Source organism: Kitasatospora sp. NPDC058184, from assembly GCF_042883725.1.
Classification (GTDB): domain Bacteria; phylum Actinomycetota; class Actinomycetes; order Streptomycetales; family Streptomycetaceae; genus Kitasatospora.
Map to the genome: position 1 here is coordinate 107,857 of NZ_JBHVVE010000008.1, position 26,488 is coordinate 134,344.

24 protein-coding genes are annotated in these 26,488 nt (G+C 73.2%); 11 read left to right on the top strand and 13 right to left on the bottom strand.

Annotation, left to right across the window (positions count from 1 at the left end):
• Positions 1–6: 6 nt before the first annotated feature.
• From ACFVXH_RS17410 to ACFVXH_RS17420, 3 genes are all read left to right on the top strand, one after another.
• Positions 7–1,116, top strand: coding sequence for an FAD-dependent oxidoreductase (locus ACFVXH_RS17410; RefSeq protein ID WP_387824456.1), 1,110 nt, complete (start codon positions 7–9; stop codon positions 1,114–1,116).
• A 285-nt stretch (positions 1,117–1,401) separates the two neighbouring features.
• Entirely contained in the window at positions 1,402–2,982 is a 1,581-nt protein-coding gene (locus tag ACFVXH_RS17415) for an alpha/beta fold hydrolase (protein WP_387824458.1), read from the top strand.
• Positions 2,983–3,054: 72 nt separating this feature from the next.
• Positions 3,055–3,693 carry a hypothetical protein gene (locus ACFVXH_RS17420; protein WP_387824460.1) on the top strand — a complete coding sequence of 213 codons (639 nt, stop codon included), beginning with the start codon at positions 3,055–3,057 and terminating at the stop codon, positions 3,691–3,693.
• Positions 3,694–3,742: 49 nt separating this feature from the next.
• Here the strand turns inward: ACFVXH_RS17420 and ACFVXH_RS17425 are convergent, their stop codons facing one another.
• A complete protein-coding gene (locus ACFVXH_RS17425; protein WP_387824463.1) occupies positions 3,743–4,645 on the bottom strand; it encodes a helix-turn-helix domain-containing protein in 903 nt (300 codons plus the stop codon).
• 117 nt (positions 4,646–4,762) lie between these two features.
• Between ACFVXH_RS17425 and ACFVXH_RS17430 the strand changes: the two genes are divergently transcribed.
• Entirely contained in the window at positions 4,763–5,827 is a 1,065-nt protein-coding gene (locus ACFVXH_RS17430) for an aldo/keto reductase (protein ID WP_387824466.1), read from the top strand.
• Between the two features lie 223 nt (positions 5,828–6,050).
• Here ACFVXH_RS17430 and ACFVXH_RS17435 read toward each other — a convergent pair whose 3' ends face one another.
• Positions 6,051–6,317 (bottom strand): hypothetical protein, encoded by a 267-nt coding sequence (locus ACFVXH_RS17435; RefSeq protein WP_387824469.1) that lies wholly within the window; start codon positions 6,315–6,317, stop codon positions 6,051–6,053.
• Entirely contained in the window at positions 6,317–6,664 is a 348-nt protein-coding gene (locus ACFVXH_RS17440) for a glycohydrolase toxin TNT-related protein (RefSeq protein ID WP_387824472.1), read from the bottom strand. The genes ACFVXH_RS17435 and ACFVXH_RS17440 overlap by 1 nt, the downstream gene beginning before the upstream one ends.
• Positions 6,665–6,865: 201 nt before the next feature.
• Here ACFVXH_RS17440 and ACFVXH_RS17445 point away from each other — a divergent pair, with 201 nt between their 5' ends.
• On the top strand, positions 6,866–8,014 hold the full coding sequence (locus tag ACFVXH_RS17445) for a protein-L-isoaspartate(D-aspartate) O-methyltransferase (protein WP_387824475.1): 1,149 nt from the start codon (positions 6,866–6,868) through the stop codon (positions 8,012–8,014).
• 315 nt (positions 8,015–8,329) lie between these two features.
• On the opposite strand, the gene secD is transcribed toward ACFVXH_RS17445, so the two are convergent.
• Together secD and ACFVXH_RS17455 are read right to left on the bottom strand one after the other, a co-directional pair.
• Positions 8,330–10,663: a protein translocase subunit SecD gene (gene secD / locus ACFVXH_RS17450; RefSeq protein WP_387824478.1), complete on the bottom strand. Its 2,334-nt coding sequence runs from the start codon at positions 10,661–10,663 to the stop codon at positions 8,330–8,332.
• Between the two features lie 177 nt (positions 10,664–10,840).
• Positions 10,841–11,275, bottom strand: a complete 435-nt coding sequence (locus tag ACFVXH_RS17455; RefSeq protein WP_074003569.1) for a hypothetical protein — start codon at positions 11,273–11,275, stop codon at positions 10,841–10,843.
• A 520-nt stretch (positions 11,276–11,795) separates the two neighbouring features.
• Between ACFVXH_RS17455 and ACFVXH_RS17460 the strand changes: the two genes are divergently transcribed.
• Positions 11,796–12,584, top strand: a complete 789-nt coding sequence (locus ACFVXH_RS17460) for a TIGR04222 domain-containing membrane protein (RefSeq protein WP_079272350.1) — start codon at positions 11,796–11,798, stop codon at positions 12,582–12,584.
• Positions 12,585–12,830: 246 nt separating this feature from the next.
• Here ACFVXH_RS17460 and ACFVXH_RS17465 read toward each other — a convergent pair whose 3' ends face one another.
• Genes ACFVXH_RS17465 through ACFVXH_RS17475 form a run of 3 tightly spaced genes read right to left on the bottom strand, consistent with a single transcriptional unit; the run spans position 12,831 to position 15,206 of the window.
• On the bottom strand, positions 12,831–13,403 hold the full coding sequence (locus ACFVXH_RS17465; RefSeq protein ID WP_074003567.1) for a hypothetical protein: 573 nt from the start codon (positions 13,401–13,403) through the stop codon (positions 12,831–12,833).
• A gap of 52 nt (positions 13,404–13,455) precedes the next feature.
• The gene (locus ACFVXH_RS17470) at positions 13,456–14,862 is read right to left on the bottom strand and encodes a hypothetical protein (RefSeq protein ID WP_387824482.1); all 1,407 of its coding nucleotides are present in this window, start codon (positions 14,860–14,862) and stop codon (positions 13,456–13,458) included.
• 17 nt (positions 14,863–14,879) lie between these two features.
• On the bottom strand, positions 14,880–15,206 hold the full coding sequence (locus ACFVXH_RS17475; protein WP_159028505.1) for a hypothetical protein: 327 nt from the start codon (positions 15,204–15,206) through the stop codon (positions 14,880–14,882).
• Positions 15,207–15,648: 442 nt separating this feature from the next.
• Between ACFVXH_RS17475 and ACFVXH_RS17480 the strand changes: the two genes are divergently transcribed.
• Complete coding sequence (locus ACFVXH_RS17480) at positions 15,649–16,296, top strand: transglycosylase family protein (protein ID WP_387824485.1); 648 nt, start codon at positions 15,649–15,651, stop codon at positions 16,294–16,296.
• A gap of 324 nt (positions 16,297–16,620) precedes the next feature.
• Positions 16,621–17,157 (top strand): DUF4240 domain-containing protein, encoded by a 537-nt coding sequence (locus tag ACFVXH_RS17485; RefSeq protein ID WP_387824488.1) that lies wholly within the window; start codon positions 16,621–16,623, stop codon positions 17,155–17,157.
• Positions 17,158–17,372: 215 nt separating this feature from the next.
• Here ACFVXH_RS17485 and ACFVXH_RS17490 read toward each other — a convergent pair whose 3' ends face one another.
• Both ACFVXH_RS17490 and ACFVXH_RS17495 read right to left on the bottom strand, forming a co-directional pair.
• Positions 17,373–17,948 carry an RICIN domain-containing protein gene (locus ACFVXH_RS17490; RefSeq protein WP_380743366.1) on the bottom strand — a complete coding sequence of 192 codons (576 nt, stop codon included), beginning with the start codon at positions 17,946–17,948 and terminating at the stop codon, positions 17,373–17,375.
• 33 nt (positions 17,949–17,981) lie between these two features.
• Entirely contained in the window at positions 17,982–18,623 is a 642-nt protein-coding gene (locus ACFVXH_RS17495; protein ID WP_147409029.1) for a hypothetical protein, read from the bottom strand.
• Positions 18,624–18,879: 256 nt separating this feature from the next.
• Here ACFVXH_RS17495 and ACFVXH_RS17500 point away from each other — a divergent pair, with 256 nt between their 5' ends.
• Entirely contained in the window at positions 18,880–19,884 is a 1,005-nt protein-coding gene (locus ACFVXH_RS17500; RefSeq protein ID WP_387824492.1) for a S41 family peptidase, read from the top strand.
• Between the two features lie 43 nt (positions 19,885–19,927).
• Here ACFVXH_RS17500 and ACFVXH_RS17505 read toward each other — a convergent pair whose 3' ends face one another.
• Positions 19,928–21,190 carry a beta-ketoacyl-[acyl-carrier-protein] synthase family protein gene (locus tag ACFVXH_RS17505; RefSeq protein WP_387824495.1) on the bottom strand — a complete coding sequence of 421 codons (1,263 nt, stop codon included), beginning with the start codon at positions 21,188–21,190 and terminating at the stop codon, positions 19,928–19,930.
• A 68-nt stretch (positions 21,191–21,258) separates the two neighbouring features.
• On the opposite strand from ACFVXH_RS17505, the gene ACFVXH_RS17510 reads away from it, so the two are divergent.
• Positions 21,259–21,924 carry a TetR/AcrR family transcriptional regulator C-terminal domain-containing protein gene (locus ACFVXH_RS17510; protein WP_387824498.1) on the top strand — a complete coding sequence of 222 codons (666 nt, stop codon included), beginning with the start codon at positions 21,259–21,261 and terminating at the stop codon, positions 21,922–21,924.
• A 37-nt stretch (positions 21,925–21,961) separates the two neighbouring features.
• Positions 21,962–22,396, top strand: a complete 435-nt coding sequence (locus tag ACFVXH_RS17515) for an SMI1/KNR4 family protein (protein ID WP_387824501.1) — start codon at positions 21,962–21,964, stop codon at positions 22,394–22,396.
• A gap of 119 nt (positions 22,397–22,515) precedes the next feature.
• Here ACFVXH_RS17515 and ACFVXH_RS17520 read toward each other — a convergent pair whose 3' ends face one another.
• A complete protein-coding gene (locus ACFVXH_RS17520) occupies positions 22,516–23,703 on the bottom strand; it encodes a hypothetical protein (RefSeq protein WP_387824504.1) in 1,188 nt (395 codons plus the stop codon).
• A 458-nt stretch (positions 23,704–24,161) separates the two neighbouring features.
• Entirely contained in the window at positions 24,162–26,285 is a 2,124-nt protein-coding gene (locus ACFVXH_RS17525) for a HEAT repeat domain-containing protein (RefSeq protein WP_387824507.1), read from the bottom strand.
• Positions 26,286–26,488 lie beyond the last annotated feature (203 nt).

Here is a 26,488-nt window from a genome sequence, read left to right on the forward strand (position 1 = left end):
GCACCCATGCCCACTGCCCGTGCCCCCCGCATCGCGATCGTCGGCGCCGGCCCCGGCGGCCTGACCTGTGCCCGGATCCTGCAGCAACACGGCCGCGCCGTCACGGTGTTCGAACGTGAAGCCGACGCCGACGCGCGCCCGCAGGGCGGCTCCCTCGACCTTCACGCCGACACCGGCCAGGCCGCCCTGCGGTCGGCAGGCCTGCTCGACCGGTTCCATGCCCTCGCCCGCCCCGAGGGCGACGAGTGGCGGGTGCTCGACCATGCCACCGGCGCCCTCCTCACGCAGCGGGGGCCGACCGAGGGCGGGGGCCGGCCGGAGATCGACCGCGGCCAACTGCGCGGCCTGCTGCTGGACTCGCTCGCCCCGGACACGGTGCGGTGGGACCGTGCCGCCGCCGGGGTCACCCCGCTGGCGGGCGGCACGTGCCGGCTGCTCCTGGGCGACGGTACGTCCGAGGAGTTCGACCTGGTGGTCGGTGCCGACGGCGCCTGGTCACGGGTCCGCCCGGCGCTGTCCCCCGCCGTACCCCACTACACCGGTGTCACCTTCGTCGAGACCGGCTTCGACCAGTGCGACACCCGCCACCCCGAACTCGCCCGACTGGTCGGCAACGGATCGCTGCTGGCGAAGGGCGTCGGCCGGACCCTGGTCGCCCAGCGCAACAGCAACGGTCACATCCGCGGCTACCTCGCGCTGCGCGAGCCGCAGGACTGGCACACGGCCGCCGGACTCGACCTCGGCGACCAACGGGCCGTGCGGGAGCACCTGTCGGAGATGTTCGACGGCTGGGACGACGGCCTGCTGCGGATCCTGCGCGACAGCGACCACGGCTTCGTCAACCGGCCCCTGCACGTGCTGCCCGCCCCGCATGCCTGGACGCACGTGCCCGGAGTGACGCTGCTCGGCGATGCCGCACACCTGATGCCCCCGGTCGGGCTGGGCGCCAACCTCGCCATGCTCGACGGCGCCGACCTCGCCCACGCCCTCGTCACCGAATCCAGCGTCGGCGACGCCGTCCGCGCCTACGAGCACGTCATGCTGCCCCGCTCGATCAAGGCGGCGACGGGAAGTGCCCAGGGCCTCGACCACCTCGTTCCCGCGACGGCCCGCTGAGTCGACTCCACCACCGCTCGACGACGCCGAAGACGCCGAAGTCGTCCAGGGGATCGACTCCGACGGCCCCCTCGACGCGTTCCGGTACCGCGTCCGCCCTGCGGAAGGAACGGGCGGGGTGGTACGCCGGTCGTATACCGATGGCCCGCCGTGGTGCGTCTGACGTACCGCCAGTTCGTGTCGCAGGGCGATGCCTTCGGAGCAGGTGCGTTGAGAGGCTCGACCGGCACGGCCCGGACGTCCTCCGGGTCGGACGCGTCCGTCACCCCTCCGGGAGAGAGCAGCATGACCATCACCGGCACCACCGTCCGGCGCGCCTCGGCCGCGGGGCTCGTCCTCGCCACGGGCCTCACCACCTGCCTGGCCGTCGCACCCGCCGCCCTCGCCACGACGCCGGCCGCCGCCGTCGACGCGGCCCCTGCCGCCGGACTCGGCCGCTACTACCAGCAGCGCCTGGACTGGCACGGCTGCGCTCGGGGCGGGGAGGACCAGACGGGCCGCGCCCTCGACGCCGCTGGCGCGCGATGCGCGGACGTGACCGTACCCCTCGACTACGGCGACCCCGGCGGCAGGACCATCACCGTCGCCGTGTCCCGCCTGAAGGCCACCGACACCCGCCATCGGATCGGCTCCCTCCTGGTGAACCCCGGAGGCCCGGGCGGCCCAGGCCTCGGCATCGGGCTCACCGTGCGCCCCGTGATGAAGGAAACCGGCGCCCGCTACGACGTGATCGGCATGGACCCGCGCTTCACCGGCCGCAGCACCCCCCTGGACTGCGGCCTGTCCTCCGGGCCCGGCCTGCTGTCGGCCGGCCCCGACCGGGCAGGCTTCGACCGCCAGACCGCCCGGGCCAGAGACGTCGCGGACCGCTGCCGGGCCACCAACGCCGACGTCCTGCCGCACGTCACGACACGCAACACCGCCCGGGACATCGACGTCGTGCGCGGCGCGCTCGGCGAACGGAGGATCTCCTACCTGGGCTACTCATACGGCACCTACCTGGGCACGGCCTACACCCAGATGTTCCCCACCCGCTACGACCGGGTGGTCCTCGACAGCGCCCTGGACCCCGACCGCTACAGCCCCCGCCTCATGAAGGGAACCGAGGCCGAGAACGAGAAGGCGTACGACGACTGGTCCGACTGGACCGCCGCCCGCGACAGCACCTACGGCCTCGGCCGCACCCGGGAGGAGGTACGCGCCACCCTCGACGGCGTCATCGCCGCCTCCTCCCGCGAACCGCTCACCGTGGGGACCGCCCCCGACGCCTTCCGCCTCGACGACAGCCAGGTCCCCGCCCTGCTCTTCACGGGGATGGCCGACGACACCGACCCGGCGCGCGCCTCCCTGGCCGAGCAGATGTCCCTGCTCGCCCGGGCCGCCCAGGGCCACCCCTCCACCCTGCCGCCCGCCTTCGCCGACCTCCTGCGCTCCGTGTTCACCCCCGCCGGCTCCAGCACCGGCAGCGCCCAGACCGCGATCCTGTGCGGAGACGCACCCGCCCCGCGCGACCCCGAGACGTACTGGAGCGACATCGAACGCGCCCGCGCCGCCCACCCGCTGTTCGCCCCGCTGACCGAGAACATCACCCCCTGCGCCTTCTGGGACCGCCCCCGCGAAGCCCCCGTCCGGGTCCGCCACGACGCCCCGGCCCTGATCGTCGCCTCCACCGGCGACCCCCGTGTCCCCTACACCCGCAGCACCGCCCTGCACGACCGCCTCCCCAGCTCCCGCCTGCTCACCCTCGCGGGCGCCAACCAGCACGCCAACTACGGCGTCCACGGCAGCTCCTGCGTCGACACCGCCGTCAACACCTACCTCGCCACCGGACACCTCCCCGCCCGCGACCGCACCTGCACCGCGTAGGCCCGCTACTCAGGGGCCCTTGAGTACGTCCGCTCATGCGTTCCGACCAGCTGTTTCCCTACCGTGACCCGCATGGACACGAACGCGGTTCCCGCCTGCCCCCGGCCCTCCGACACCCCGCGCTGGGCCACCGTCCTCGGGGTCGTGCTGGCGGTCCTCACCGCCCTGGTCGTCCTGGGAGCCATGGCGCTGGCCAAGTTCGAGGACTCCCTGACCCAGCACGGGTACGTCAAAGGCCCCGGAAGCGTCGTCGAGCCCCTGGGCGCCGGCGGGACCGCCCGCTACGACGACGGTCTGAGGATCACCGTGGGCCCTCCCCGCCGGGAACCCGACGGCAGCTACAGCTTCACGATCACCTACGACAACGGCACGGGTGAGGAGTTGCGCCCCGGTGGGACGTCCCCCGACACCGGCGTCGGCACGACCGGTGGCTCCGCCGCCGTCGTGGTCCGGGCGGGGAAGGCCATCGACTCCGGCCCGCTGTCCACCCCTTCCGCCTTCGGCTCCGCTCCCGTCCCTGCTGCGAGCATGACCTTCCTGGACCAGGCCGCGACCGTCACCGCCCTCACACCGCCCCTCGGCACGGAGCAGAAGCGCACCGTGCCGGTGCGGGTGAAGCCCGACAAGGCGGGAGGCCCGGTCACGGTCGAGGTCGCCCCGAAGTCGCCCGGGTTCCGCGACACCGCGTACTGGCAGTTCGACCTCGGCTGACTCCGCGTACAGGTGCCGCCTCTGCCGCTCCGTGGTGAGTGGCCGACGGTCAGGGCCGGTGCGAGGAGCCGGACGCGTGCGAGAGCCCGTCGGGCCCCTGCCGCGGCCCGGCGGCAGCTGCGCGCAGCCGGTCCAGGGCCGCCTGGCTCTCCGCGTCCGCCGCACGGTAGATCACCAGCAGCTGGTCCGGGTCCTGGAGCGGCCTGAGGGTCTCGAACTGCACGGTGAGGACGCCGGCCTCGGGGTGTCGCAGCGCCTTGTGGCCGCGGCCGTTGACCCGGACGTCCCGCTCGGCCCACAGGCGCGCGAACTCCTCGTCACCGGCGGTGAATTCGGCGATGAGGCCGCTCAGGGCCCGGTCTTCCGGGTAGGCGGCCCACGCGGCGCGCAGGTGGGAGATCCCCTCCCGCACCACGCGTTCGCGGTCGAGGTAGAACTCCCGCACCCGCGGATGCATGAGGCACAGCCACATCGCGTTGCGCTGCGGGGCCGGCAGGGCGTCGAAGTCCACCATCAGTCCCGCCATTTCGGCGTTCCAGGCCAGGATGTCGTAGCGGTGGTTCAGGAGCATGGCGGGCAGCGGCGCGAGGTCGGCGACCAGCCGGGCCAGCGGCGGCGCGGCGGCGGTGGCGGGCCGGTCGGCGCCGGGGGGCCGCCGCAGGGCCAGGTCGAAGAGGTAGGCGCGCTCGTCGGGGGCCAGGCGCAGCGCCCCGGCCAGGGCCTGGAGCACGTCGGGGGAGGGGCGCAGCCCGCGGGCCTGTTCCAGTCGGACGACGTAGTCGACGCTGACCCCGGCCAGTTCGGCGACCTCCTCACGGCGCAGCCCCGGGGTGCGGCGGTTCCGGAGGCGCGCCGGCAGGCCGACGTCCCGGGGATCCAGGCGTTCGCGCCGGCTGCGCAGGAACGCGGCCAGCTCCTGGGTCTGGGTCCTGTCCGGCGCGGAGGTCGTCATGACCGGCGCAACAGCCAGGGTGGGACAGATGTTCCCAGGAAGTCCCCTCCCTTATCCGTGCCCCGTCGCCGCCGCAGACTCGCTGTCGACGACGGATCACGAACACGGGAGGTCACCATGGCACTCACCCTCGACAGCTACCGGCTGCTGGGCCGTTCCGGACTGCGGGTCTCACCGCTCGCGCTGGGCACGGCCACGTTCGGCACCGAGTTCGGCTGGGGCGCGGAGAAGGCAGAGGCGCGCAGGCTGTTCGACGCCTACGTCGGGCGCGGCGGCAACTTCATCGACACCGCCAGCACGTACACCGACGGCAGTTCCGAGCGCCAGCTGGGCGAGTTCACCCGGGGCGGCCGCGAGGGCCTGGTGCTGGCGACGAAGTACACCACGCTGCGCCGGCCGGGCGACCCGAACTCCGCGGGGAGCCACCGCAAGAGCATGTTCGCCTCGGTGGAGTCCAGCCTCCGGCGGCTGGGCACGGACTACCTCGACCTGCTGTACCTGCACGTGTGGGACTTCACGACGCCGGTCGAGGAGATCCTGCGCGCCATGGACGACCTGGTCCGGCAGGGCAAGGTCCTGTACGTGGCGGTCTCCAACGTCCCGGCCTGGGAGGTCTCGCGCATGCAGGCGGTCGCCGACCTGCGCGGCTGGTCCCCGCTGGTCGCCCTGCAGATCGAGTACAACCTCCTCAACCGGGCGGCGGAACGCGATCTCGTCCCGATGGCACGGGAGATGGGCCTGGGCGTGCTGCCGTACTCCCCGCTGGCGGGCGGCCTGCTCACCGGCACGTACGGCCGCGCCGACCTGACCGCGGCGGCCGCCGACCCCGGGGAGGGCACCCGGAGGAGCTTCAACGCCGGGCTGGGCATGGTCACCGAACGCGCCCTCGCCGTCGCCGAGGTCGTGAAGGAGGTCGCCGCCGAACTGGGCCGCACACCCGCGCAGGTCGCGCTCGCCTGGACGCTGAACCGGCCGGGCGTGACGGCGCCCGTCGTCGGCGCCCGCACGCTCACGCAGCTGGAGGACAACCTGGGCGCCCTGGAGGTCGAACTCAGCGCCGCCCAGTCGGACCGCCTCGACGAGGCCGGCCGCATCGAACTCGGCTACCCGCACGACCTGCTGGCCGGTCCCCACATCCGCCAGGTCACCCGGGGCGACCTGAAGATCGCCCCCCGCCCCTGAGACCCGACGGCGCCCCGAGACGCCACCCACCTGACTCCCCGAGCAGACCGCACAGGCCATCCTGGGAGCGGTGCCGCACCGGACGATCAACACCTAAACCCCGTACGGCAGTTAGATGAGGACATGAGCACCACCGAAACCAGTCTCACCCCGCTCCCGATCGTGGACGTCCACGTCGTCCTGCACCACCAGGACCCGGCGACTCTGCGCTCGATTGTTCACCTCACTGAGACCCGTAGAGCTCCCACTGCCTCGTGACCTCTGCGTAGAGGTAGGAACACGCCTCTTCCTCCGATTCGAAACTCGCTTCCTCCCAGTGCTCGCCACGCTCATAGACGTCGATCGTCCATCGACCATCGCGGCCCTCGGTGAGGACGGGGGCCGCCTCGTGTAGATGGTTGGACGTCGAGAGACCTTGCGTGCTGATCCCGTAGAAGCGGTCGCTCACTCCTGCCTCGGTGAGGCGCGTCAGAAGTTGGTGACGATCCATCAGCAGGATTTTCCATTCTCGAAGAAAAGGTATTCCGCGGCGCAGAGTACCTTGACGGGCTTTTCAAGGGAGAACTGAGTGGCGCCTCCGGGTTGTTCGAACCACGGTGCGGCCTTGGTTGCCGTAGGAATCCACTGCATGCGAATTCCAGCACTTCCCGACGAACTGCTCCCTCGCCAGGTTGTCGTATCGCTCCCACTCCTCGGCAAGGCGCCCGGCGTCGGCGTGGGTGGCGCCGCGCGCGCTCCCCGGCTGCTCCTGTGCGCTGTACCACCCGAAGCGTTGGCCCGCCCGGGATGGTCGGCCAGCCGTGCCTGTCCCGCGAGGAGGAGCGGTGGGACCGCCATTTACTTTGGGTGTTCGTTCACCTACGCTCTGCTCTGAAATTCTCGGAGCGTCGCACAGAAGGGGGAATCACCCGTGGGTGACGAGAACAAGGGCGGCCCGAACGACGGTAGGGGCGGCTCCCACGCCAAGCCCGGTGGCCCGCAGATCGGCCCCAAGCCGAATCCCGACGGACAGGGCCCGACTCCCGATCCGAAGCACAAGTGACGGCGATCGCCGACCTCCAGGGCCGGCTCGTCGACCGGTTGGAGGCCTCGGGTGCGCTGACCCCGGGCTGGCGTCAGGCCTTCCTCGACATCGGGCGCCACCTGTTCCTCCCGGACGTCGTCTGGGCGAGCACCAGCGACGGCTACGAGCGCTGCGACCGGACGGAGAACCCCGGGAGGTGGCTGGAGCTCGCGTACTCCGACGTGGCGATCGTGACGCAGTGGGAGGACGACGCGGACGGCGGGCAGCGGGAGCCGACGTCGTCGGTCTCCATGCCGACGATGGTGGCCTCCATGCTGCGCGACCTGGACGTCCACGAAGGCCACACGGTCTGGGAGGGCGGGACCGGCCCGGGCTGGAACGCCGCGCTGCTGGCCCGGCGCCAAGGCGCGCAGGCCGTGGTGACCGTGGAACTGGACCGGGAGGTCGCCGCCCAGGCCGAGGCGAATCTCCGGGCCCTCGACGACGCCCCGACCGCGGTAGTGGGCGACGCCGCCGACGGGTACCCGCCGCGGGCCCCGTACGACCGGGGGATCCTCACCTGCTCGGTACGGGAGGTCCCCGCGGCCGTGATCGGGCAGATCCGGCCGCAGGGAGTGCTGGTGCTGCCCTTCGCGCCGCTCTTCGGCGGCGGAGCCGTCGCCCGCCTCACCGCCGCCGGCCGCACCGCCGAGGGGCCGTTCACCGGGTCCTCGGCGTTCATGCGCATGCGTCAACAGCGCTACCAGGGCCCGCCCGTCGACGACTACCTGCCCGGTGACTGGCCCGGCGACGCCGCGCAGGAGTACACGACCCTCAGCCCGCTCGATGTCGTGGACGACTGGCTGGCGTCCTTCGTCGTGGGCCTGGCCGTGCCCGATGCGTACTACCGGCGCAGCGACGGCGACGGGATGACCACCCTGTGGCTGTTCGACACCGGCGTCACGTCCTGGGCCACGGTCGACTTCGTGAACGGCGCGGAACGGTACGAGGTCCGCCAGTCGGGTCCTCGCCGGATGTGGTCGGAGGTCGAGGACGTCGTCCACTGGTGGGAGAAGCAGGGCCGCCCGGGCTTCGACCGGTTCGGGCTGACCGTGGACACGGACGGCGGGCACCGGGCGTGGCTGGACGAGCCGGCCAACCCGCTGCCGTCCGTACGGGGGTAAGGCTGGGCCCGGCCGGACAGCGGCTTCCCCCGCCGTCCGGCCGGCACGTCTCCCGATACCGGATCGGCCGGGAGACGAGACCTCCCGTGCTCCTCGGCGGCGCGCCGCCCCGCGCCCTGCGGCGCCCGAACGTCCCGCTGTACGGCGGCCGTTGACCAGCAGGTCGGCGTCTCATCGTGCGTCAGGACGGCGCTCCGCCGTCCGATGGCGCTGACGTCCAGCACCAGCACCAGCACCTGCTCGCCCGCCGGCCGGCCGACCGCGAGCAGCCGGCCGGTCGCGGAACGCACGGCCTCCCGGCCGAACCAACGCCGCTCAGACCACCGCCCCGTTGTGGTCGCGCGCCCGGGCCGCGCCCGCCGAGTGAGGTGCCGGTGCCTCCTCGGCCTCCTGCGGCCGGTCCGGGAACCGCTCCTGAAGCAGGACGACCACCGGCATCGCGGTGAACACCGTCGACGCGGTGCCCAGCAGGACCCCGGCCAGCAGCGCCACCGAGAAGTCGGCGAGCGAGTCGCCGCCGAAGGCCGCCAGGGCCACCAGGACGAACAGCGCCCCCATGCCGGTGTTCACCGTCCGAGGGAGGGTCTGCGCCACGGCGCGGTCCGCGAGATCCGCCCAGTTCGCCTTCGTCCCGGTCCGGCGCAGCTCGCGCAGCCGGTCCAGGACCACCACCGTGTCGTTGACCGAGTACCCGACGATGGTGAGCAGCGCGGCGAGGAAGACGCTGTCCACCGGCTTGCCCAGCCAGGCGAAGAGGCCGAGGACGAGCAGCAGGTCCTGCGCCATCGCGATCACCGCGGCCGCCGCGAAGGCCCACCGGAAGCGGATCGTGAGGTAGAGCAGTTGGGCGGCGACCGCGAGCCCGAGCGCGGCCAGCGCGTAGCCGCGCAGCTCGCTGCCGAGGCTCGGCCCGATCAGCTCGTCGCGCTCCACGGACAGCTCGCCGGTGACGCCGGTGAGCGCTTCCCGGATGCGCTGCTGCTGGTCGTCGCCGGTCTCCTTGGTGCGGACGGACACCCCGGTGTCGCCGGTGGTCTGAACCACGGCCTGCGGGAACCCGGCGCCGACCACCGCCGCGCGGGCGGCGTCCGCGTCGACCCGCTGCGCGGCGGTGTACTGCGCCACCCGGCCGCCGGTGAACTCGACGCCGAAGTCCAGGCCGCGCCCGCCGATCCCGGCCACGGCGAGCAGCAGCAGCCCGGCGCAGACGCCCAGCCAGCGCCGCCGGTGGCGCATCAGCCGGGGCGGCCGCCGGGTCAGCCGGGTCCGGAGCCGGCCGACGGTGGCCATGCCGGTCAGGGCGGGCCGCCGGGCGACGGCGGGCCGGCGCACCGCCCACTCGGCGAGCAGCCGGGTGATCAGCATGGCCGAGAACATCGAGGCCAGCACGCCGATCGAGAGCGTCACCCCGAAGCCCTTGACCGGGCCGGTGGCGAACACGAAGAGCAGACCGGCGGCGAGCAGCGTCGTCACGTTGGAGTCGGCCACCGCGCTCCATGCCTTCGCGAAGCCGACGCGCAGCGGGCGCCGAAGGTCCCGTTCCCTGCCGGGGCCGGCCGCCCGAGGCGCGGTGTACTCCTCCCTGGCCCGTTCGAAGACCAGCACGTTGGCGTCCACCGCCATGCCGATGGCGAGCACGAAGCCGGCCAGCCCGGGCAGGGTGAGCGTCGCGCCGAGCGCGACCACGGCGGCGTACGAGATCAGTCCGTAGAGGGCGAGGGCGACGGTGGCCAGCACACCGAGCAGGCGGTACACCGCGATGACGAAGGCCCCGGTGCAGAGCAGGCCGATGGCCGCGGCCAGGGCGCTGGCCCGAATCGCCTCGGCGCCGAGGGTGGGGCCGACGGTGCTCTGCTCGATCACCGTCACCGGTACGGGCAGGGCACCGCCCTTGACCAGGGCGGCGAGATCGCGGGCCTCGTCGGCCGAGAACCCGCCGGTGATCTGGGTCGAACCACCGGTGATCCCCTGCCCGCAGGGCACGCTGTCCTGGACGCCGGGGGCGGACAGGACGCGGTCGTCGAGCACGATGGCGACCCGGCGGGTGGGGTCGGCCGGCGCGGCGCATGCGGCTTCCCCGGTGAGCCGGGCCCAGGCGTCGCCGGCCGAGCCGCGGAAGGAGAGGTCGATGCTCCAGCCGAGGCCCGTCCGGGTGTCGAGCACGGCCGAGGCGTCCTTGACGCCGTCGCCGGTCAGCACCGGCGGACCCAGCCGCAGGTGGCCACCGGGGAGGCCGGGATCGGCGAGGACCCGGGAGCCGTCCGCCGCCGGGGGTCCGGCCGGGCCGTCGGCGTTCGCGGTGACGGCGTGGAAGGTGAGCTGGGCGGTGCGGCCGATGACCCCGGCGGCCTCGCGGGGGTCCTGGATGCCGGGGAGTTCGACGACGATGCGCCGTTCCCCGGCGCGGGCGAGCGAGGGTTCGGCGACACCGAGACCGTCGACCCGGCGGCGCAGTACCTCCAGCGCCCGGTCGGTGGCGTCCGCGTCGGCGCGGACAGTGGGCGAGTCCTGGGTCTCCAGGACGATCCGGGTGCCGCCGCGCAGGTCGAGCCCGAGGCGGGGCGGGGTGGTCAGGGCGACGTAGAACGAGACGCCGACGACGGCGAGCGCGACGAGCGCGCGCCAGAACGCGGCACGGCGAATAGGCATGGGTACTCCACGGGCGGTCCGCGGGAGCCGGGCGTCCGCGGAGGGACGCCGCACCCGGGACGGGCGGACGCGAGGGGACGGCGCGCCGCCGGGAACGCTCCGGGCACGGTGGCCGGAGCCCTCCCGTCCGGGCCGCGGGCAGGCCGCGGCACCCGGGTCGGCGGGCGCGGTGGAACGTCAGCTGGACCGGGTGGAAGGGGGACCGCGGGTGTGGCGGGGGTCGTAGCGATCGGACGGCGGCGCCCGCTCCTGGCGCGGCTCCGGGGCGTACATCCCGGGCCGGGGCCGGGGGGCGTCCGTCCTGGTGGACGGGAGCGCGACCGGCGGCAGCGCGGGCAGCCGGGCACCGGCCTCGGCGGCGGCCGTCTGCCGCTGGGCGACGTCGTGGCGGGGGCGGTCCGCAGCGCGCCGGGCCTCCGCGCCCGCCGGGCCGAGCCGTGCGACGGCGGGGGCCGCCGGGGCGGCGACGGCGGGCGGCGTGCCGGGGGCCGGCTGCGCCGCGCCCGTCGCCGTGGCCGTCGTCGTGCCGAGGAGGACCTGGCAGACGGCCCAGGCCGTGAGGAACGCCCAGGACAGCGCGGCCGCCGCGGTCCGACGTACCCGTCGCTCCACTCCAACCCCCTCCCCGCTCGTGCCGTCACCAGGCCCCGCCCGCAAGAAGCTCTCACTGTAGGCGACGACACCGTCGTGCGGGGAGGCCAGGGCGGCGGAGCGGCCCGGCCGAGGCCGGGGTCACGGTCCGGCGGGGACCTGCGCGGTGGCGTGAGGGCGCCCTCCCGAAGGACGGCGCCCTTGAGCCGGCGTCCTTGATCCGGCGTCCGCGGATCGGTGCCGCCGGCCGAGGAAGTAGCCGATCTCCAGCGTGCACCCGCCGTACGATCGCTCGCTCCGCCTGCGCGGGGAGGCCCGAACCGAGGACGTCGACCCCTTGGACTTCCACGCGTCCGCCTCGCCCATGGACAGACGAAGGCCGTCGGCACGCTCGACGGGATCGCCGTTCGCGCTCTCATCGCGCTCCGGCGGCATGGCGGTCGGGCTGGTCGGCCGCTTGGCGTCGCCTTCCCGCTCTGTCATCCTGCGGGAACGGTGGCCGGGGGAGGGCCGTCGGGTGGTCCGTGCTTCAGGGGGTTTGATGGGATCGGTCGGTGTGGTGTGCGCGGTGGCCGCGCTCCTCGGGGCGGCGCTGCTGCGATGGCAGCCGGCCCGGGGGAGGGCTGACGGCCTGACAGCCGCGGCGATCGCGGGGGTACGTGGGGGGTCGAAGGCCGCACTGGTGGTGGCCGTCGTCGAGCTGCACCTCGCGGGGGTGCTCGACACCGACCGACGGGGCCGCCTGCGGCGGGTGGTGCACGCCCACTCAGGGCAGGACGCAACTCCACTGCACCGGGCAGCGCGGACGGCGTTCGGCCGGGACCTGTCCTGGGCCGACGCCGTGACCACCCCACCTGTGCGGCGGGCCCGCGAGGAGACCCGCACCGACCTGGTCCGCCGCGGCCTGCGCTGCGGTCCGGCCCGGCTGGCCACATCCAGCGTGCTGGCTGCGGCCACGTGCGCCACGGGCGCGTTCGCCACCGCCCGGGGCGCCTGGTGGACAGGACTGCCCATGACCGTACTCCCGCTCATACTGCTCTGCGCTCCGGCCCGCACCCTCGCCGGACACAGGCTGCTTCGCGAGCTGCGCCGCCGGCACCCCCTGAACGGGGCGGCGACATCAGGTGGCACACCATCGGAGCCTGACGGGGCAGGACTGCTGACCGCGCTGTACGGACGCCGGGCGCTGCGCCTGCTGCTGCCGGACTTCGCCGCGCGGGCCGCGCTCCTCGGCGGGCGCGGGGCCCGGGAGACCGTCGCCCGCACCGGCAGCGACTACGGCCCGTACGAGGGGTCCGGCGACGCCGCGATCTACGGCGGCGACCTCTGATCTCGGGTGACCCCGAATGCCGCTGCCGGTACAGGCGCCCGTCGGCGGACTGCGGCTCAGCACCGCTGCCGGGCCCTCCCGCCGCGGTGCGCGCCAGCGCGGACCTGTGGCCCGCCGGTCCGCACACCGCACCGACCACGACGCCCCATCGGCCCCGCCAGTGCGGAGGCTTGCCTGCGGCCTTCTCCGCACCGCATGTGGCTCATGCGGCCCGATCCTGTCAACAGCCGGTGGTGGCAGGTGTGTTCAGCAGGGGACGGCCTGGGCGCCGATGAGGCCCTGGCCGGTGGCGGCGGCTCTTCGCCAGACCGGTACGAGGTCGTCGAGCAGGGCGGCGGCGTCCTCTTCCGAGACTTCGTCCAGGATGTCGTACAGGCGCTGCTCCACGGTGCTGCGCTGGTCGGGTGTCAGGTCGAGTGCGGCCTGGACGGCGGGGAGCGTGGCGCGGACCTCCTGCGGGGTGAGGACGAAGTGGCCGAACCAGCCGGGCAGGGCGAGGAACCGCTCGGCTCGGAGCGCGTGGGCGAGGCCGACGGCGGGGTAGGCCTTGCGGCAGGAGGACTTCAGGAACGGGCCGGCCGCCTCGTGGGTGCCCCAGATCCCGAAGAGCACGTCGAGGTGGTCGTCGAGGAGGTAGGGGGCGGCCAGGTCGTGGAGCTCCGTCACGTCCGGTCGTCCCGGGCTTTCGTGGCGCCACCGCTCCAGCCCCTTGCGGCCTGCTGTTGCCTGGGCGTCGATCAGGGGCGTGAACACCGGGGCCACGTCGGCGACCACGTCGACGGGCACCGGCATCACGACCCAGTACCCCCTGAAGCTCATACCGCGAGGATAGGCGGACCGTGTGACACCCGGGCCGTTGTTCCCGGGGCCGTTACCGGCGCCCGACGATGGCGTTGGCGGCGGTGTGGCGGGAGGGCGGGTCGTCGGGGCCGCCAGGTGTCCTGGCGACGATGGAGTCGGGGGTGAAGTTCCACCCGGGCTTGCCCGTGTCGGCGAGGGGGGTGCTGGCGACGGCGAACCCGGAGCCGTCGGCGGGGGCGGCGACCTCGCTCAGGGTGGCGTTGCCGTCGCGGTGGGAGGCCCGCAGTCCGTTGTACGTGCCGTGGATGGTCTGGCCGCCGTCGCGCAGCGGGCTGAGTGAGGCGGTGGGGGTCTGGTACGGGTCGCCGGCCGGGCCGAGGTTCGTGAAGACGATGCTCGCGGTCGGTTTCGTCGGGTCCGCCTTCCCAGCTGCGACGGCCAGGTTGCGTGCGGCGGCGGCGTCCGCGGGAAGGGTCCCCACCGCCGGGTTGGGCGGGACGTAGGCGGCGATGTGGGTGGCGGTGTCGGGGTTGCCGTAGGCGAGGACGGCGCCCGGGACGTGGGACACCGAGCGGGGGTCGTCCACGCTGAGCAGGAGCTGGGGCGGTACGCCGGGGGTGTCGATCTGCTTCTGGAGGGCGTCGAGGCCGTCCAGGTTCGCCTGGGTGATGTTCTGCGAAGGGGGGCCGGTGAGTTCTCGGGCCATCTCCTCGCGGAGCTGGGGCAGCCAGGCCCGGTTGGCCTGGTCACGGACCTCGGCGGGCACGCCGTCCAGGGACCCGATCCAGCTGGGGCGGTCCTGGATGAGCTGCTGCCGGGTGGCCTCGGGCAGGGAGTCCCACCACGCCCGGTTGGATTCGGGGTTGCCACCGCCGCTCCCCACGCCGCCGCCCGGCATCCGGTCGAGTTCGGCGACGGCCTTGGTGATCTCGGCGACCTTCTCCGGGTAGTAGTCCCCGTCCTGCTTGGCGATGTAGTCGAAGGCGGCCAGGGCACGGGCGAGGCGGTCGTCGTCGCCCCGGGCGGAGGTGCACAGGGCGTCGATGTCCGTCACGAGGCGGTCCCGGGCGGCCTCCACCTCCTTGCGCCACTCGGGGTCGTTGCGGGAGTGCTGGTCGGGCGGCAGGACGCGCACCACCGGTGTGGCGTTCACGTCGGCGGCGACGATCTCCAGGCAGTTGCCGGTCGCCCGCGTGATGAGCGTCTGCTGGCGTGCCTGCAGGAGGAGGACGCTGTCGATGCCGTCGGTCAGCATCCGGCGCAGGTCCTCGATGAACTGGTCGACGAGCAGCAGTTGGTTGGTGCGGTTCTGGAGTGCGGTGGTGGTCGCGTCCGACGCCTGGCCGTGCCAGGACGAGGAGGCGAGGGTGCGCTGCATCGTCTGCCAGGCGGTGACCTGCTGCTTGTACCTGCCCTCGAAGGTCGTCAGGACCTGGACGGCCGTCCTGAGCGTGCCGACATCGGCTTCCTTGATCATTCCCCAGTAGTGCGGCATCAGCCCTGCCCCCCTGTCCCGGTCTGTGCCCCGGCGCCGTCGACCGTCGAGGCGGCGCCGTTGTCCGTGTTCTCGTAACTCCTGGCGATGATGGACAGGTTGCCGGCCGCCTCCGCCAGGGTTCTGGTGGTGATGCGGTCGATGTGCTCGCCCAGGTCGTGGAGGGCGGCCTGGGCCGCTCCTTCGAAAGACCAGTTCGGCAGGCCCAGGGCCGGCGGCGCGTGGCCGAAGGCCTCCGCCCAGTCCTGCTGGATGCCCTTCGCCACCGCGTAGCCGCTCTTCGACGCGTCGCGCAGGTCCTGCGGATTCACTCGGAACCCTGCCATCGTCTCAGCCCCCTCAGACACACCAGTTGCGTGATCGAACCGCCGCCCAGCGTAAACGACGAGCCCGAACAAGCCCAATGCGTCAGGGTTTTGACGGATAGCCAGCAAGAGTGCTATCCACCGTTCCCGGGGCCCGACCGCAGAGCCGAGCCCCGGGCGGCGCCCGGCTCCCGACCGCTGCCCCGTCCTTGGCCCCAAGGGCGCGGCCGCGGGTCGGAGCCCCGCCGTGGATCACGAGTGGCCCACCCGGACGGCCCGAGGAGGCGTTCCGGGCCCCCCTCGGGCGATCGCTCGGCCCGGTAGCCCGGTCGCGCGTTCGAGTGGTGTCGAGCCGCCGGTCGAGCGAGATCGGCGCTGCGCTCCTGCTCGTCGAGGGCGTCAGGTGCATGGGTGGGAGGGGCACTTCGGTGCCCGGTCCCTGTTCCCGGAGTACGGAGCGTTCATGTCACCGCTGTCCGTGGCCCGTCGCCTGGTCGTCGTTCTGCTGTCCCTGCTCGCCGTCGCCATCGCCGGCGGTACGGCAACAGCGTCCGCCGCCGCGGCGAGTGCGGGGGTCCGAACGGGAGTGGACTGGGATGCCGTCGCCAGGTGCGAGAGCGGAGGGCGCTGGCAGGCCGACACCGGCAACGGCTACTACGGGGGGCTGCAGTTCGACAGCGGGACCTGGCGCTCGAACGGCGGCCTCGCCTACGCGCCGCGCGCGGACCGGGCGACCCGCGAACAGCAGATCGCCGTGGCCGAACACCTCGCCGAGCGCCGCGGCCTGACCCCGTGGCCGGCCTGCGGAGCCCGTGCCGCACACGGCGGCGACCACTCGGCCGCTCACACCGGCAGCCACCGGCCGGAGCACACTCGGCCCCATGCCTCCGCCACCCCGCCATCCCACGCCGACGCCCCCGCTCCGGTCTGCACGGACGACGAGGAGGACTGCCCGGACACCTGGACCGTGGAACCCGGCGACACCCTCGGCGGCATCGCCGAGGCCTTCGCTACGGACGGCGGCTGGCCCGCCCTCTACGAACTCAACCAGGACACCATCGGCGACGACCCCGACCTGCTCCTGCCCGGCCAGGTCCTCGCACTGCGCTGACGCCCGTCGGTGGAGCGGGCCCGTACGAGCGGCGGCTCGACCCGTAGCCCGGGCGCCTCATGGTCCACCTCGCCACCCGCGCCATGCCATCATCACCCCGCCTGTGAAGGAGCGTTCCACCGCGGCACTGGTGTGGAGTCGCCAACGACTCAGGACCGGACGGAGATTCACGAACCAGCCTCCCGTGACGTCGGGAGCCGGACACCCGGTCGGACGGCTTCCAGCCCTTGGAGAGGCGCCCGCTCCTGGTCGGGCGGTCCGTCGCGGCGGGCACGGTCCGTCTCCTGGCCGTGCTGTCAGAGTCCGGTGCGATGCTCGACCACCATGGACACCCAGCAGTTCTGGAACCTGATCGAGGAAGCCCGCTCGCGAGTGCCGGCCCCGGACAACGGCCACGCTGTTGCGATCCGGGCCGGCGCGCTACTCGCGCTTCGCCCCGCCGGGGAGATCGTCGCCGCCGAGCAGGTCCTGCGGAACCTGATGGCCGACTCGTACCGGGCTCCGCTGTGGGGCGCCGCCTACCTGATCAACGGCGGTTGCTCCGACGACGGTTTCGACTACTTCCGGGGTTGGCTGATCACACAGGGCCGCACGACCTTCGACAGCGTCATCACCGACCCGGACCGGCTCGCCGCGCTCCCGGCCGTACAGGCGTACGCCGCCGACGGGATCGACATCGAATGCGAAGAAGCCCTGAGCATCGCCTGGAGCGCTTACCGGGAAGCCACCGGTGAAGACCTCCCCGACGAGGCCCTCACCGTTCCGTACCCGCCGCTGGACCCGGCCTGGAACTTCGACTTCGGCGACGGTGACCAGCTGAGCCGACGGCTGCCACGCCTGGCGGCGTTGTATTCGGAGTGACGAAGCAGACAGCGCGGCGCCGCTCGAGGTCCGAGCCGACGGGCCGCCTCCCGTGGGCTACTGGATGCTCCAGCGGTGCGGATGTCCGGGATCGTTCGGGCAGGTGAAGATGTTGAGTTCGCCGAATCGGCCGACGGTGATTCCGGTGCAGCCCGTGGGGACCTTCCGGCCGGGGTCCGTTGCCGGAAGGCCCCCACGGGCGCTCGGGCGGGTGCCTACCAGACCTTGTGGAGCTCGAACAGGTCGGCCTTGAAGGAGCCCTGGGTGACGTGGGATCCGGAGTTGGAGCCGTCCACCGAGAGCCAGCGGTTGCTGTGCTTGGCCATGATCGCCTTCAGGTTGGTGCCCGGCACCGGCTGGATGAAGAAGATCTCGCTCTGCGAGTAGTTGCAGGGCTCGTCGATCAGCCAGTTGCCGTCGTCGGTCATGGCCCGGTCGATGCCGAGGCACCAGTGGCGCGCATGGTCCATCAGCTTGTAGTACTTACCGTCGGTCCGGGTCGGATTGTTCTCGCCGCACAGTGTCCACTGCTGGTGGGCGGCGTCCTGCCACGGCTCCTGGATGATCGAGCCGTTGTCCCACGACGCATGGGACCAGCCGAGCACCATCCGGTCGCTCGCATAGGTGTACGGGGTGAAGATGCGGTACCCGCCGCTCTCGCAGGTGAAGCCGTCCAGCGGATTCGCCGCGTGCGCGGCCGGCGCCGCGACGGTCAGCAGTGAGCCGACGAAGGCGACGCTGCCGAGCACGGCTCCGAGTCGGCGGGTGGAGCGCTTGCCGGACTTCGCCATGGTCTTCCCTCCTGGGTGGGACGCGGTCACGGGTCAGTGCTTGCAGAGTTCGAGGCGGGCCGCCTCGCGGACGGTCCCGGCCGGCTCGGGGTACGAGCAGAGCACCACGCCCTCGCTCGCCGCCCCGTACGTCGTGTAGTAGCCGGTGCCGTTCGGGTTGGCTTTGATCCAGTACCCGGTGCCCTGGCCCGAGCGGGCGCACAGGTAGCGGGTCCACTCGCCGTCGACGCGCAGGAACCCGCGGAAGATCCCGTAGTTGCCCGGCGCGTTGATGTTCACCGTCCGGGAGGTGTCCGTGGTCCGGGTGTTGGCCCGGCTGGTCTCGACCTGGAATCCGGTCTTGAGGCCGACCTGCCCCAGGGCGGAGCTGTAGCTGAGGTTGAAATCGGCACTGTTGTTGATCTTGGTGGTGATCATCGCCACCTGGGTGAGCCGTTGCTGCTGCTGCCCCGTCGTCCCGGGGACGACGTTGAAGGACGTGAACTCGGTGACCACCGGGGTGACGGTGGCCGTCACGATGTCGTCCCAGACCTGCTCGATCTCGGGGTTGCAGGTGGCGCGCGGCGGCGCGTCGGCCTGCGCGGGGGCGGCGGTGAGGCCCAACCCGGCGACGGCGAAGAGGGCGGCCAACCCCGAGGTGAAGACGGTCCGTCGACGCCTGGGTGATGCTGTCATGAGGAGATCCCTCCGGTAGGGGGAATGGTTCCGGTCCGACCTCCCGGAAGCCTCGCGCGCGGCCTGACGCCCTGTCCATCCGAGATATCTAGGGGGGTCCTGCGCACACGATGGTTTTCGGCCGGGCGGGACCCGGCGGGCCTGCGGGACGGCATCGGGGATCGGCAGCGGCGGTCGAGGCGGGGCTCCCAGCCGTCGCCGCTCGCCGGTTTGTGGGGTAGGAATGGGGCCTGTACGAACCGGGGGAGGGGTGCGGATGAGAGCGGCGCGAATCGCCGTGGTGGTGGCGGGCGCGGTGGCGCTGGTCGCGGGGTGCGCTTCGGGAGGTTCGGGGGGTTCCGGGGAGTCCGGGGGGATGTCGGCGCAGGCGCACGGCTACCTGTCGGAGGCGCTGGACCTGTTGCAGCGGGAGTCGTTGAACACCGCGACGGTGGACTGGCCGAAGCTGCGGGGCGAGGCGTTCGCGCGGGCGGCCGGGGCGCGGACGGCGGCCGACACCCATCGGGCGGTCGGCGGCGCGGTGGCGGCGCTCGGGGACGGCCACAGCCGGTTCTACCCGCCCGGTGAGGCGGCGGCCGTGGACGCCGACCCCGCAGCGGTCGACGCCCCGACGGTCGAACAACTTCCCGGCGGCATCGCCAGGTTGAACCTTCCGGCGGTGAACGGCTCGGAGCGCACCTACGCCGAGTACGTCGCCCGCGGTCGCGCCGCCGTCGCCGGGGCGAGCGCCTGCGGCTGGGTGGTGGACCTCCGCCGGGAGAGCGGCGGCGGGATGTGGGCGCCGCTGGCCGTGGCGGCTCCGCTGCTCGGGGACGGTCCGGTGGGGGCCTTCGTCACGGCGGACGGCACCCGCAGCGTCTGGTCGGTGCGCGGGGGCGTGCCGTTCCTGGACGGGTCCCCGCAGGTGGAGCCCCCCGGGGACGGCGCGGACGCGTGGCCGAGCGCGCCCGTCGCCGTCCTCACCGGCCCGGGGACGGGCAGCGCGGGCGAGGCCGTCGCCATCGCGTTCATCGGCCGCCCGGAGACCCGCAGCTTCGGTGCGCGCACCTACGGGGTGCCCACCGGCAACGCCGTACACCGGTTGTCGGACGGTGCGGTCGTCCTGCTCACGGGCGCCGCCGAGGCGGACCGCACGGGCCGGATCCACGCGGGGCCGATCGAGCCGGACGAGGCCGTGGACACCCGTAAGGAGGGGGATCCGTCACTCGCCGCCGCGACCGGCTGGCTCGGGCGGCAGGCGTCCTGCCAGGGCACCCCTTAGGACCCCGTTGTCCCGTGGCGGCCGGAGCGATTGTCCGTGTCCGTCATGGCGCGGCCGGGGCCGTACGGGACGCGCGGTGCCGTGCGCCGGTGACGACGAGGGAGACGTTCTGCCCGCCGAAGCCGAAGGAGTTGCTGAGCACGGCCTGCTGGGGGACGTCCCGTCGCTCCGCGACGACGTCGAGGCCGATGTCGGGGCCGATGCCGGCCGCGGTGAGGTTGCGGGTCGGCGGGATGACGCCGTGCTCCACGCTGAGGACGGCGATGAGCGCTTCGATCGCGCCGGCGGCGCCGAAGAGGTGGCCGAGCGCGGCCTTGGGGGCCGTGACGGTGGCGCGGCCGAAGACCTCCCTGATCGCGTGCGCCTCGGCGGCGTCGCCGACCGGCGTTCCGGTGGCGTGGGCGTTGATGTGACCGATCTGCCCGGGAGTCAGACCGGCTTGGGCGAGGGCCTTGCGCATGGCGGAGACCTGACCGGCGCCGTCGGGGGCGGGCGCCGTGATGTGGTGGGCGTCGGCGGCGATGCCGGCGCCCGCGAGCACCGCGTGGACGCGCGCGCCCCGGGCGGCGGCGTGCTCGGCGCTTTCGAGCACCAGGACGGCGGCGCCTTCGCTGAGGACGAATCCGCTGCGGTCCGCCGCGAACGGCCGGGACGCCGAGGCGGGATCGGCGGTGTGCCCCGACAGTGCCTGGGCCCGGGCGAACCCGGCGACGGTGATCGGGGTGGTCGCGGCCTCGGTCCCGCCCGCGATGACCACGTCCGCCTCGCCGGCCCGGATGAGACGGGCCGCCAGCGCGATCGCCTCGGCCCCGGAGGAGCACGCCGAGACGGGCGTGTAGACCCCGGCCCGCGCGCCGTACTCGATGCTGATCAGCGCCGCCGCCGCATTGGGCATGAGCATCGGCACCGTGCGGGGTGAGACGCGCCGGGCTCCGGCCGTCTCCAGGACGTCGTCCTCCCTCAGCAGCGTGCCCACGCCGCCGATGCCCGTGCCGATCGCGGAGGCGAGCCGGTCCGGGTCCACCTCCGGGGCTCCGGCGTCGGCCCAGGCTTGGGCCGCCGCGGCGAGGGCCGCCTGCTGCGAGCGGTCGAGCCGCCTCGCCTGTACCGGCGGCAGCAACGTGGCGGGGTCCACCGCCATCGTCCCCGCGACGGTGTCGGGGAGGCCGAGTCCCTCGTGGCCGCGCAGGACGTCCCCGCGGAGGCCCGACGCGCCGGCGAGCAGGGCCTCCCAGGTAGACGCCACGTCGGCCCCGAGCGGGGTGATCGCGCCGAGTCCGGTCACGACGACTTCAGTCCGGTGCATGCTCCTCGGCCTTTCTTGTATGCGATACAAGTGAACGCGGGGCAAGTTGTATCACATACAATTCCGGGATGGAGAACGAGCGAGTGGAGAAGGAGCGCGTGGAGGAGACGGGGCGCGTGGAGAAGAAGCGAACCGGAGCCCGACCGGCCCCGGGCCGCTCGCGGGACCGCGGTCGCGCGACGAGGATCCGGCTGATCGAGGCGACCGCGGAGCTCTGCAAGGAGCGGCCCGGCGCCGAGCTGAGCGTCGCGGAGATCGCGGGCGCGGCAGGCGTCTTCCCCAACCAGGTCACCTACCACTTTGGTTCCAAGGACTCACTGCTCGTGCACGCCGCCTTCCTCGGCCTGCTGCACGACGCCCGACGGATCGAGCGCATCGGCCGCCAGGCCCCCGACGCGGCGACGTTCCGGCGCAACATCGCCCGCGCCGTCCTGGCCATGCCCTCGCTCCCGTCCGTCACGCGGGCACTCGCCGCCGGGATCTCCAAGCCCGAACTCGCCCCCGTGGTCGACCGGCACCTCCAGCTGCTGTTCCGGCAGTCCGAACGCTTCGTCGGCCAACTCGTCGACAGCCGCGGCTGGACGGCCCGCCGGTCGCTCGCCGTGGAGGCCAGGACGTTCTGGAGCACCGCGCTCGGCGCCGTGCTGCTCGTCCGCGCCGGCGCGCACGGCACCGTCGCCGACCTCGACCTCGCCGGATCGCTGACCATCCACGACGAACCCGGTCCCGGCTGAGCGGGCGTGTCGTCCGGGACGGCTACGCTTCCGGACCATGTGGAGACAAGCGGCCCGCGAGGCGTTCCCCGACGCCGGTTTCGCGGAGCCCGCCGACGAGTCGGTCCTGGCGGAGACCGAGCGCAAGCTGGGGGAGGAACTACCGTCCGAGCTCAGGCAGTTGCTGCTGGAGAGCAACGGAATCGTCGGGCGGACCAGCGTGGACACCGTCTGGACCGTCGAGCAGATCGCCGAGCAGAACCTCCACTTCCGTACGGACGGTTCCTTCGCCCGGCTGTACATGCCGTTCGACGCACTCCTGTTCTTCGGGGACAACGGTGGCGGCGACCAGTTCGCCTTCGTGCGGACGCCGCGGAGGCCGGACGCCTTCGTCTGGGAGCACGAGACCGACAGCCGCCGCTGGGTGGCCGGCGGTCTCCGGGACTACCTCGGACGCTCGCTCGCCGACGGCGGAGACGACTGGTACCGGTAGCCCTCCGGCTCACCGGGGCATCGGCGTCCCGGCGCCTCTTCCCCAACGCCACCGCCCCGGCCTCCCGAGTGGTGGGAGGCCGGGGCGGTGGTGCGGTGCGGGTGCGCGGGTGCGCGGTGTCAGCGCGCGTCGCGCAGGAAGACGGACCGCTGGACGGACTGGTGGCCGTTCGACTCCGCGCTCACCCGGATGTCCACGTCGGCGCCGTACTTCGGGGCCTCCTTGAACGTGGCCCGGAAGGTGTACTCGACCGTGTTGCCGTCGCGGACGCCCGGCACGTTCGGGTCGACCGTGACCAGGCCGCACTCGTCCTTCAGCTCGACCGGCTTCCACACGTCGCCGACCCGGGCCTCCACCGTGACGTCGTTCGGGGTCGGCCCCTCGGAGCTCCAGACGGTCACCCGGGAGCGCAGGCCCGCGGTGCCGTCCGGCGAGGAGACCCGGAAGCTGAACGGGATCGGGTCCGTGGTGATCACGCCCTTGGCCGGCGGCATCACCGAGAGCATCTCCGGGCTGTGGCTGTCGACGACCGTGGCGTTCAGCTCGGCCTTCGCCATGTCCAGGTAGTTCTTGGAGTGCGGCACGGGGGCGTCCGCCTCGATCGTGATCTGCCCCGGGCGGTTGGCCAGGGACAACCGCATCCGGAACTCGATGGTCCGGCTCTCGCCGGCGGCCAGGGTGAAGGCCGCGTCGTCGGCGGTACCCGCGTAGTCCATCCCGCCGCCCTGGCTGAGGTGGTCCAGCGTCTTCCAGCCGGAGGCGTCCTTGCGCTCCAGGGTGCCGTCCGCCATCGCGAGCACCATGGTGCAGGGCGCGCCTTCGTACTGCTGGGTGGCCACCACTGGGGCCACGCTGCGGGTGCCGGTGGCGTCGTTGTTCTTCCAGGTGACGGTGAAGGGGACCAGGTCGTTCAGCCCGATCTTCCCGCCCTCGCTCAGGCCGCCGAAGGTGATGCCGATACCGCTTCCGCCGGAGGGGGCGGGGGCCTTCGGCGCGGTGGGCTTGGCCGCGGCCTTCGCGGCGGCCTTGACGTCGGTCTTGGCCGTCGCGGCCCCGGCGGCGGGGGCCTGCCCGGCCGGGGCGGCGGCGGTCGGGGCCGCCTCGGCGGTCGGCGCGGCCGGGGCGGGGACGGCCGGGACGGCGCCCGCGCCGGGGGTGGCCGAGGAGGCAGCGGCCGGGGCGGAGGCGGGAGCGGAGGCGGCGACGGAGGCCCCGCCCTCGGTCGGGCCGCAGGCGGTGACGCCGACGGCGGCGACAATGGCCAGCGGGACGATCTTCGCAATACGGGCGATAACGGACGCGTTCATGTGGCAGTCCCCCCAAGGACATGGTGATGGTGGTGATCGAATGAGCGGGCGCCTACTGTCACGCCCCGAGGAGTCGGCCCGAGCCCCCCGGCTCCGCCGGCTCGCTCTCCCCGCCTCTCACCCTGATAGACGTCCATCCCGCCGGGGGGTTGCAGCCGGGTTCGAAGAAATTTTTCCCGGCCCCGCACCCGCCCCCGCCCCTGGACCGAGGGCGGCGTCCAACGCCCCGGCCCGCGAATCCCGGCGCGAGTACCTGGTGCACGTAGGAGCGGTCGGCCCAACTGGTGAGAGTGCTGTTGACGGTCGAAATGATCGGCGTCTGCGGATCGTCGAACAGCACCACCGGCTCCAGGGAGGAGTTCATGATCGAGCCGGAGTCTGCGGTGATCGGCACCCACCCGATCACCGGGACGACAGGCGAGATCGGAGTGAGAAGGTCAAGCGACTACCTGATCCGATCAGGCCAGGTGCTCGATGACGGCCCGGGCAGCGCGCAGCAGTGCCTCGTCGTTCTTGATATTCCCGAAGAAGCCGCTGCTTCGGCGGGCGAGGGCGAGTTCGGCGTGGATCCGTGGAAGGGCGGGTGCGGCGGCGGGGCCCATCCGCTGGAGGCAGTCCACGACGGGGCCTGTGGTCGAGTCGTTCGCTTCCCATGCCTCCAGCAGCACAGGTAGGACGGCTGCGGCCTCGGCTGGGCCGCCGATGTCGTGGATCGCGGCGGCGGCGTGTACCCGGATCCCGATATGGCCGGTTTCGGACAACTGCCGCAGGCGGGGCAGTGCTGCGGCCGCAGACCCTCCCATCCGGCCGAGGACGTCGGCGGCGTCCTGGTCCTTGCTGGTGTCGAGCAGGGCGGTCAGCCGCGGCACGGCAGCGGCGGGGTTGCACTCGATGTCCCACAGGGCCTTCACGGCCGCGAAGCGCAGGTCCGTGTCCTCGGCGTCGAGGAGCGGCCGGACCGTCTCCAGCGCTGACGCGGCGCCGGTGCCGATGGATCCCAGCGCGTAGAGGGCCGCGCCGGCGGTCTGCCACTGCTCCTGCTCGACGGCGGTGGTGAGGGCCGTGGTGAGCGCGGGTACAGCCGCCGGGTCGCCGAGCCCGTTGAGAGCGGCCATCAGCGCGGTGGCGGATCCCCAGGGCCAGGAGAAGTCCGCGTCGGCCAGGCGCCGGGTCAGCCTCGGCAGCAGTTCTCCGGCGGCCTGCGGGAGGTGTCCGGCGACCTGCACGGCGCGCCAGTCGTCGATGCCGGTGTCGAGCGCCGTCAGCAGGCCGGGCAGGGCTCGCTCGTCACCGAGGCCGGCCAGCGCCGTGACCGCCTGCTGGTGGGCCCTGCGCAGCAGCGGGTGTCGTGCGGCCCAGACGTTCGCGCCGTGGGTGGTGCGGTGTGCCTGGACGAGGGTGGCGAGGGCTTCACGTGCGGGTTCGGCGAGGGTTGGGGGGAGCTTGCCGAGGGTTTCGGCCGCTTCGGCGGTGGTGTACGGGTCGTCGGGGAGCAGGCAGGCGGCGAGCAGGAGGACGAGGCTGGTGTGGTTGCCGCGCCAGGAGCGGATCAGGTCCCAGGTCATGGTGACGGCGTCGTAGCGGGTGGCCGCGTCGGGGCTGCGGAGTTGGGCGGTGAGCAGGGCGGTGCGTTCGGGCACCCGCGCGTCCAGCACCCGGTGGAAGGTGGTCAGCAGCTCGGTGGTGGGGGCGTGGACGCGGCCGTGGCGGTCGAGGTCGTCGAAGACGGCGGCTATCTGCGGCGGGACACCTCGGTCCGGTGCGGGTTCGGTGGCGATGCCTGTGCAGGTGCACTGCCCGCAGTCAGCCGGTCGGGCCTCGTCCTCGGGCTCGGGTTCCGGTTCGGGGGTGAGCTGCCGGAGCAGACCGGTCGCCGTCGGGACGAGGCTGTCGTCGATCGCCTCCGGTGTGCAGGCGGCCTGGTGGACGAGGGCGGCGAGCCGGATGTCGGCGTCCAACGCGGGGTCGGCCGCCAGCACGGCGAGCCAGGTCGTCACCGGGCCGAGCGCGCCTGGCAGTCGTTGGGCCAGCGTCGCGGCGGTCTCGATGACCAGGAGCCGCTCCAGAGTGCCGCTCTCGGCCGCCAGCCGCTCACGCAGCAGGGCGAACGCCCGCTCGGCGTCGTCGAGGAACAGCCCCAGGGCCGGGACGGCGGCCTGTCGTACCTGCGGATCCGGGTCCGCCGCGTGCCGAACGAAGTCCTCGATGCGCCCACGCATCCGAGGCACGACATCCGCGTGGGGCGTCGACGCGTGGCCGGACGGACTGTAGTAGACGCCGTCGGGGTCGCAGTCCAGTGCCGCGCTGCCGATGCTGAGCATGAGCCGGATGACAGCTGCGCGGTCGGGTACCTGTGGGTCGTCGGCGAGCGCGAGGAGGAACGGAAGGCTCGCCGCCGTACACGAGTAGACGTCGCCCTGGTGATGGGCCGAGCTGTAGAAGCGGCTGAAGGCCCGCTCCCGGACGTTCGGGTCCGGCGAGGCCATCTGCTCCAGCCACAGCGGTACTTCGTCAGCCGGACCATAGGCGTGGCCCATCGACGACCAGTCGACGCGGTCGAGGCCCTCCAGATTGTTGATCATGGGTCACACGGTGACACGGGGGACTGACACCGCCACCAGCGCGGCCGATCGCTGGTCAAGGTCGAGGCGGTGCCGGGATCCCCGATGATCATCGACGGGCCGGTAGCACCGTTGGGGCAAGTGAGCGTTCTTTCCCCCAGCTGGGATGGAGGTTGAGTTATCCCCGCGAGCGCGGGGCCGACTTCGCGGTGCGGATCTGCATC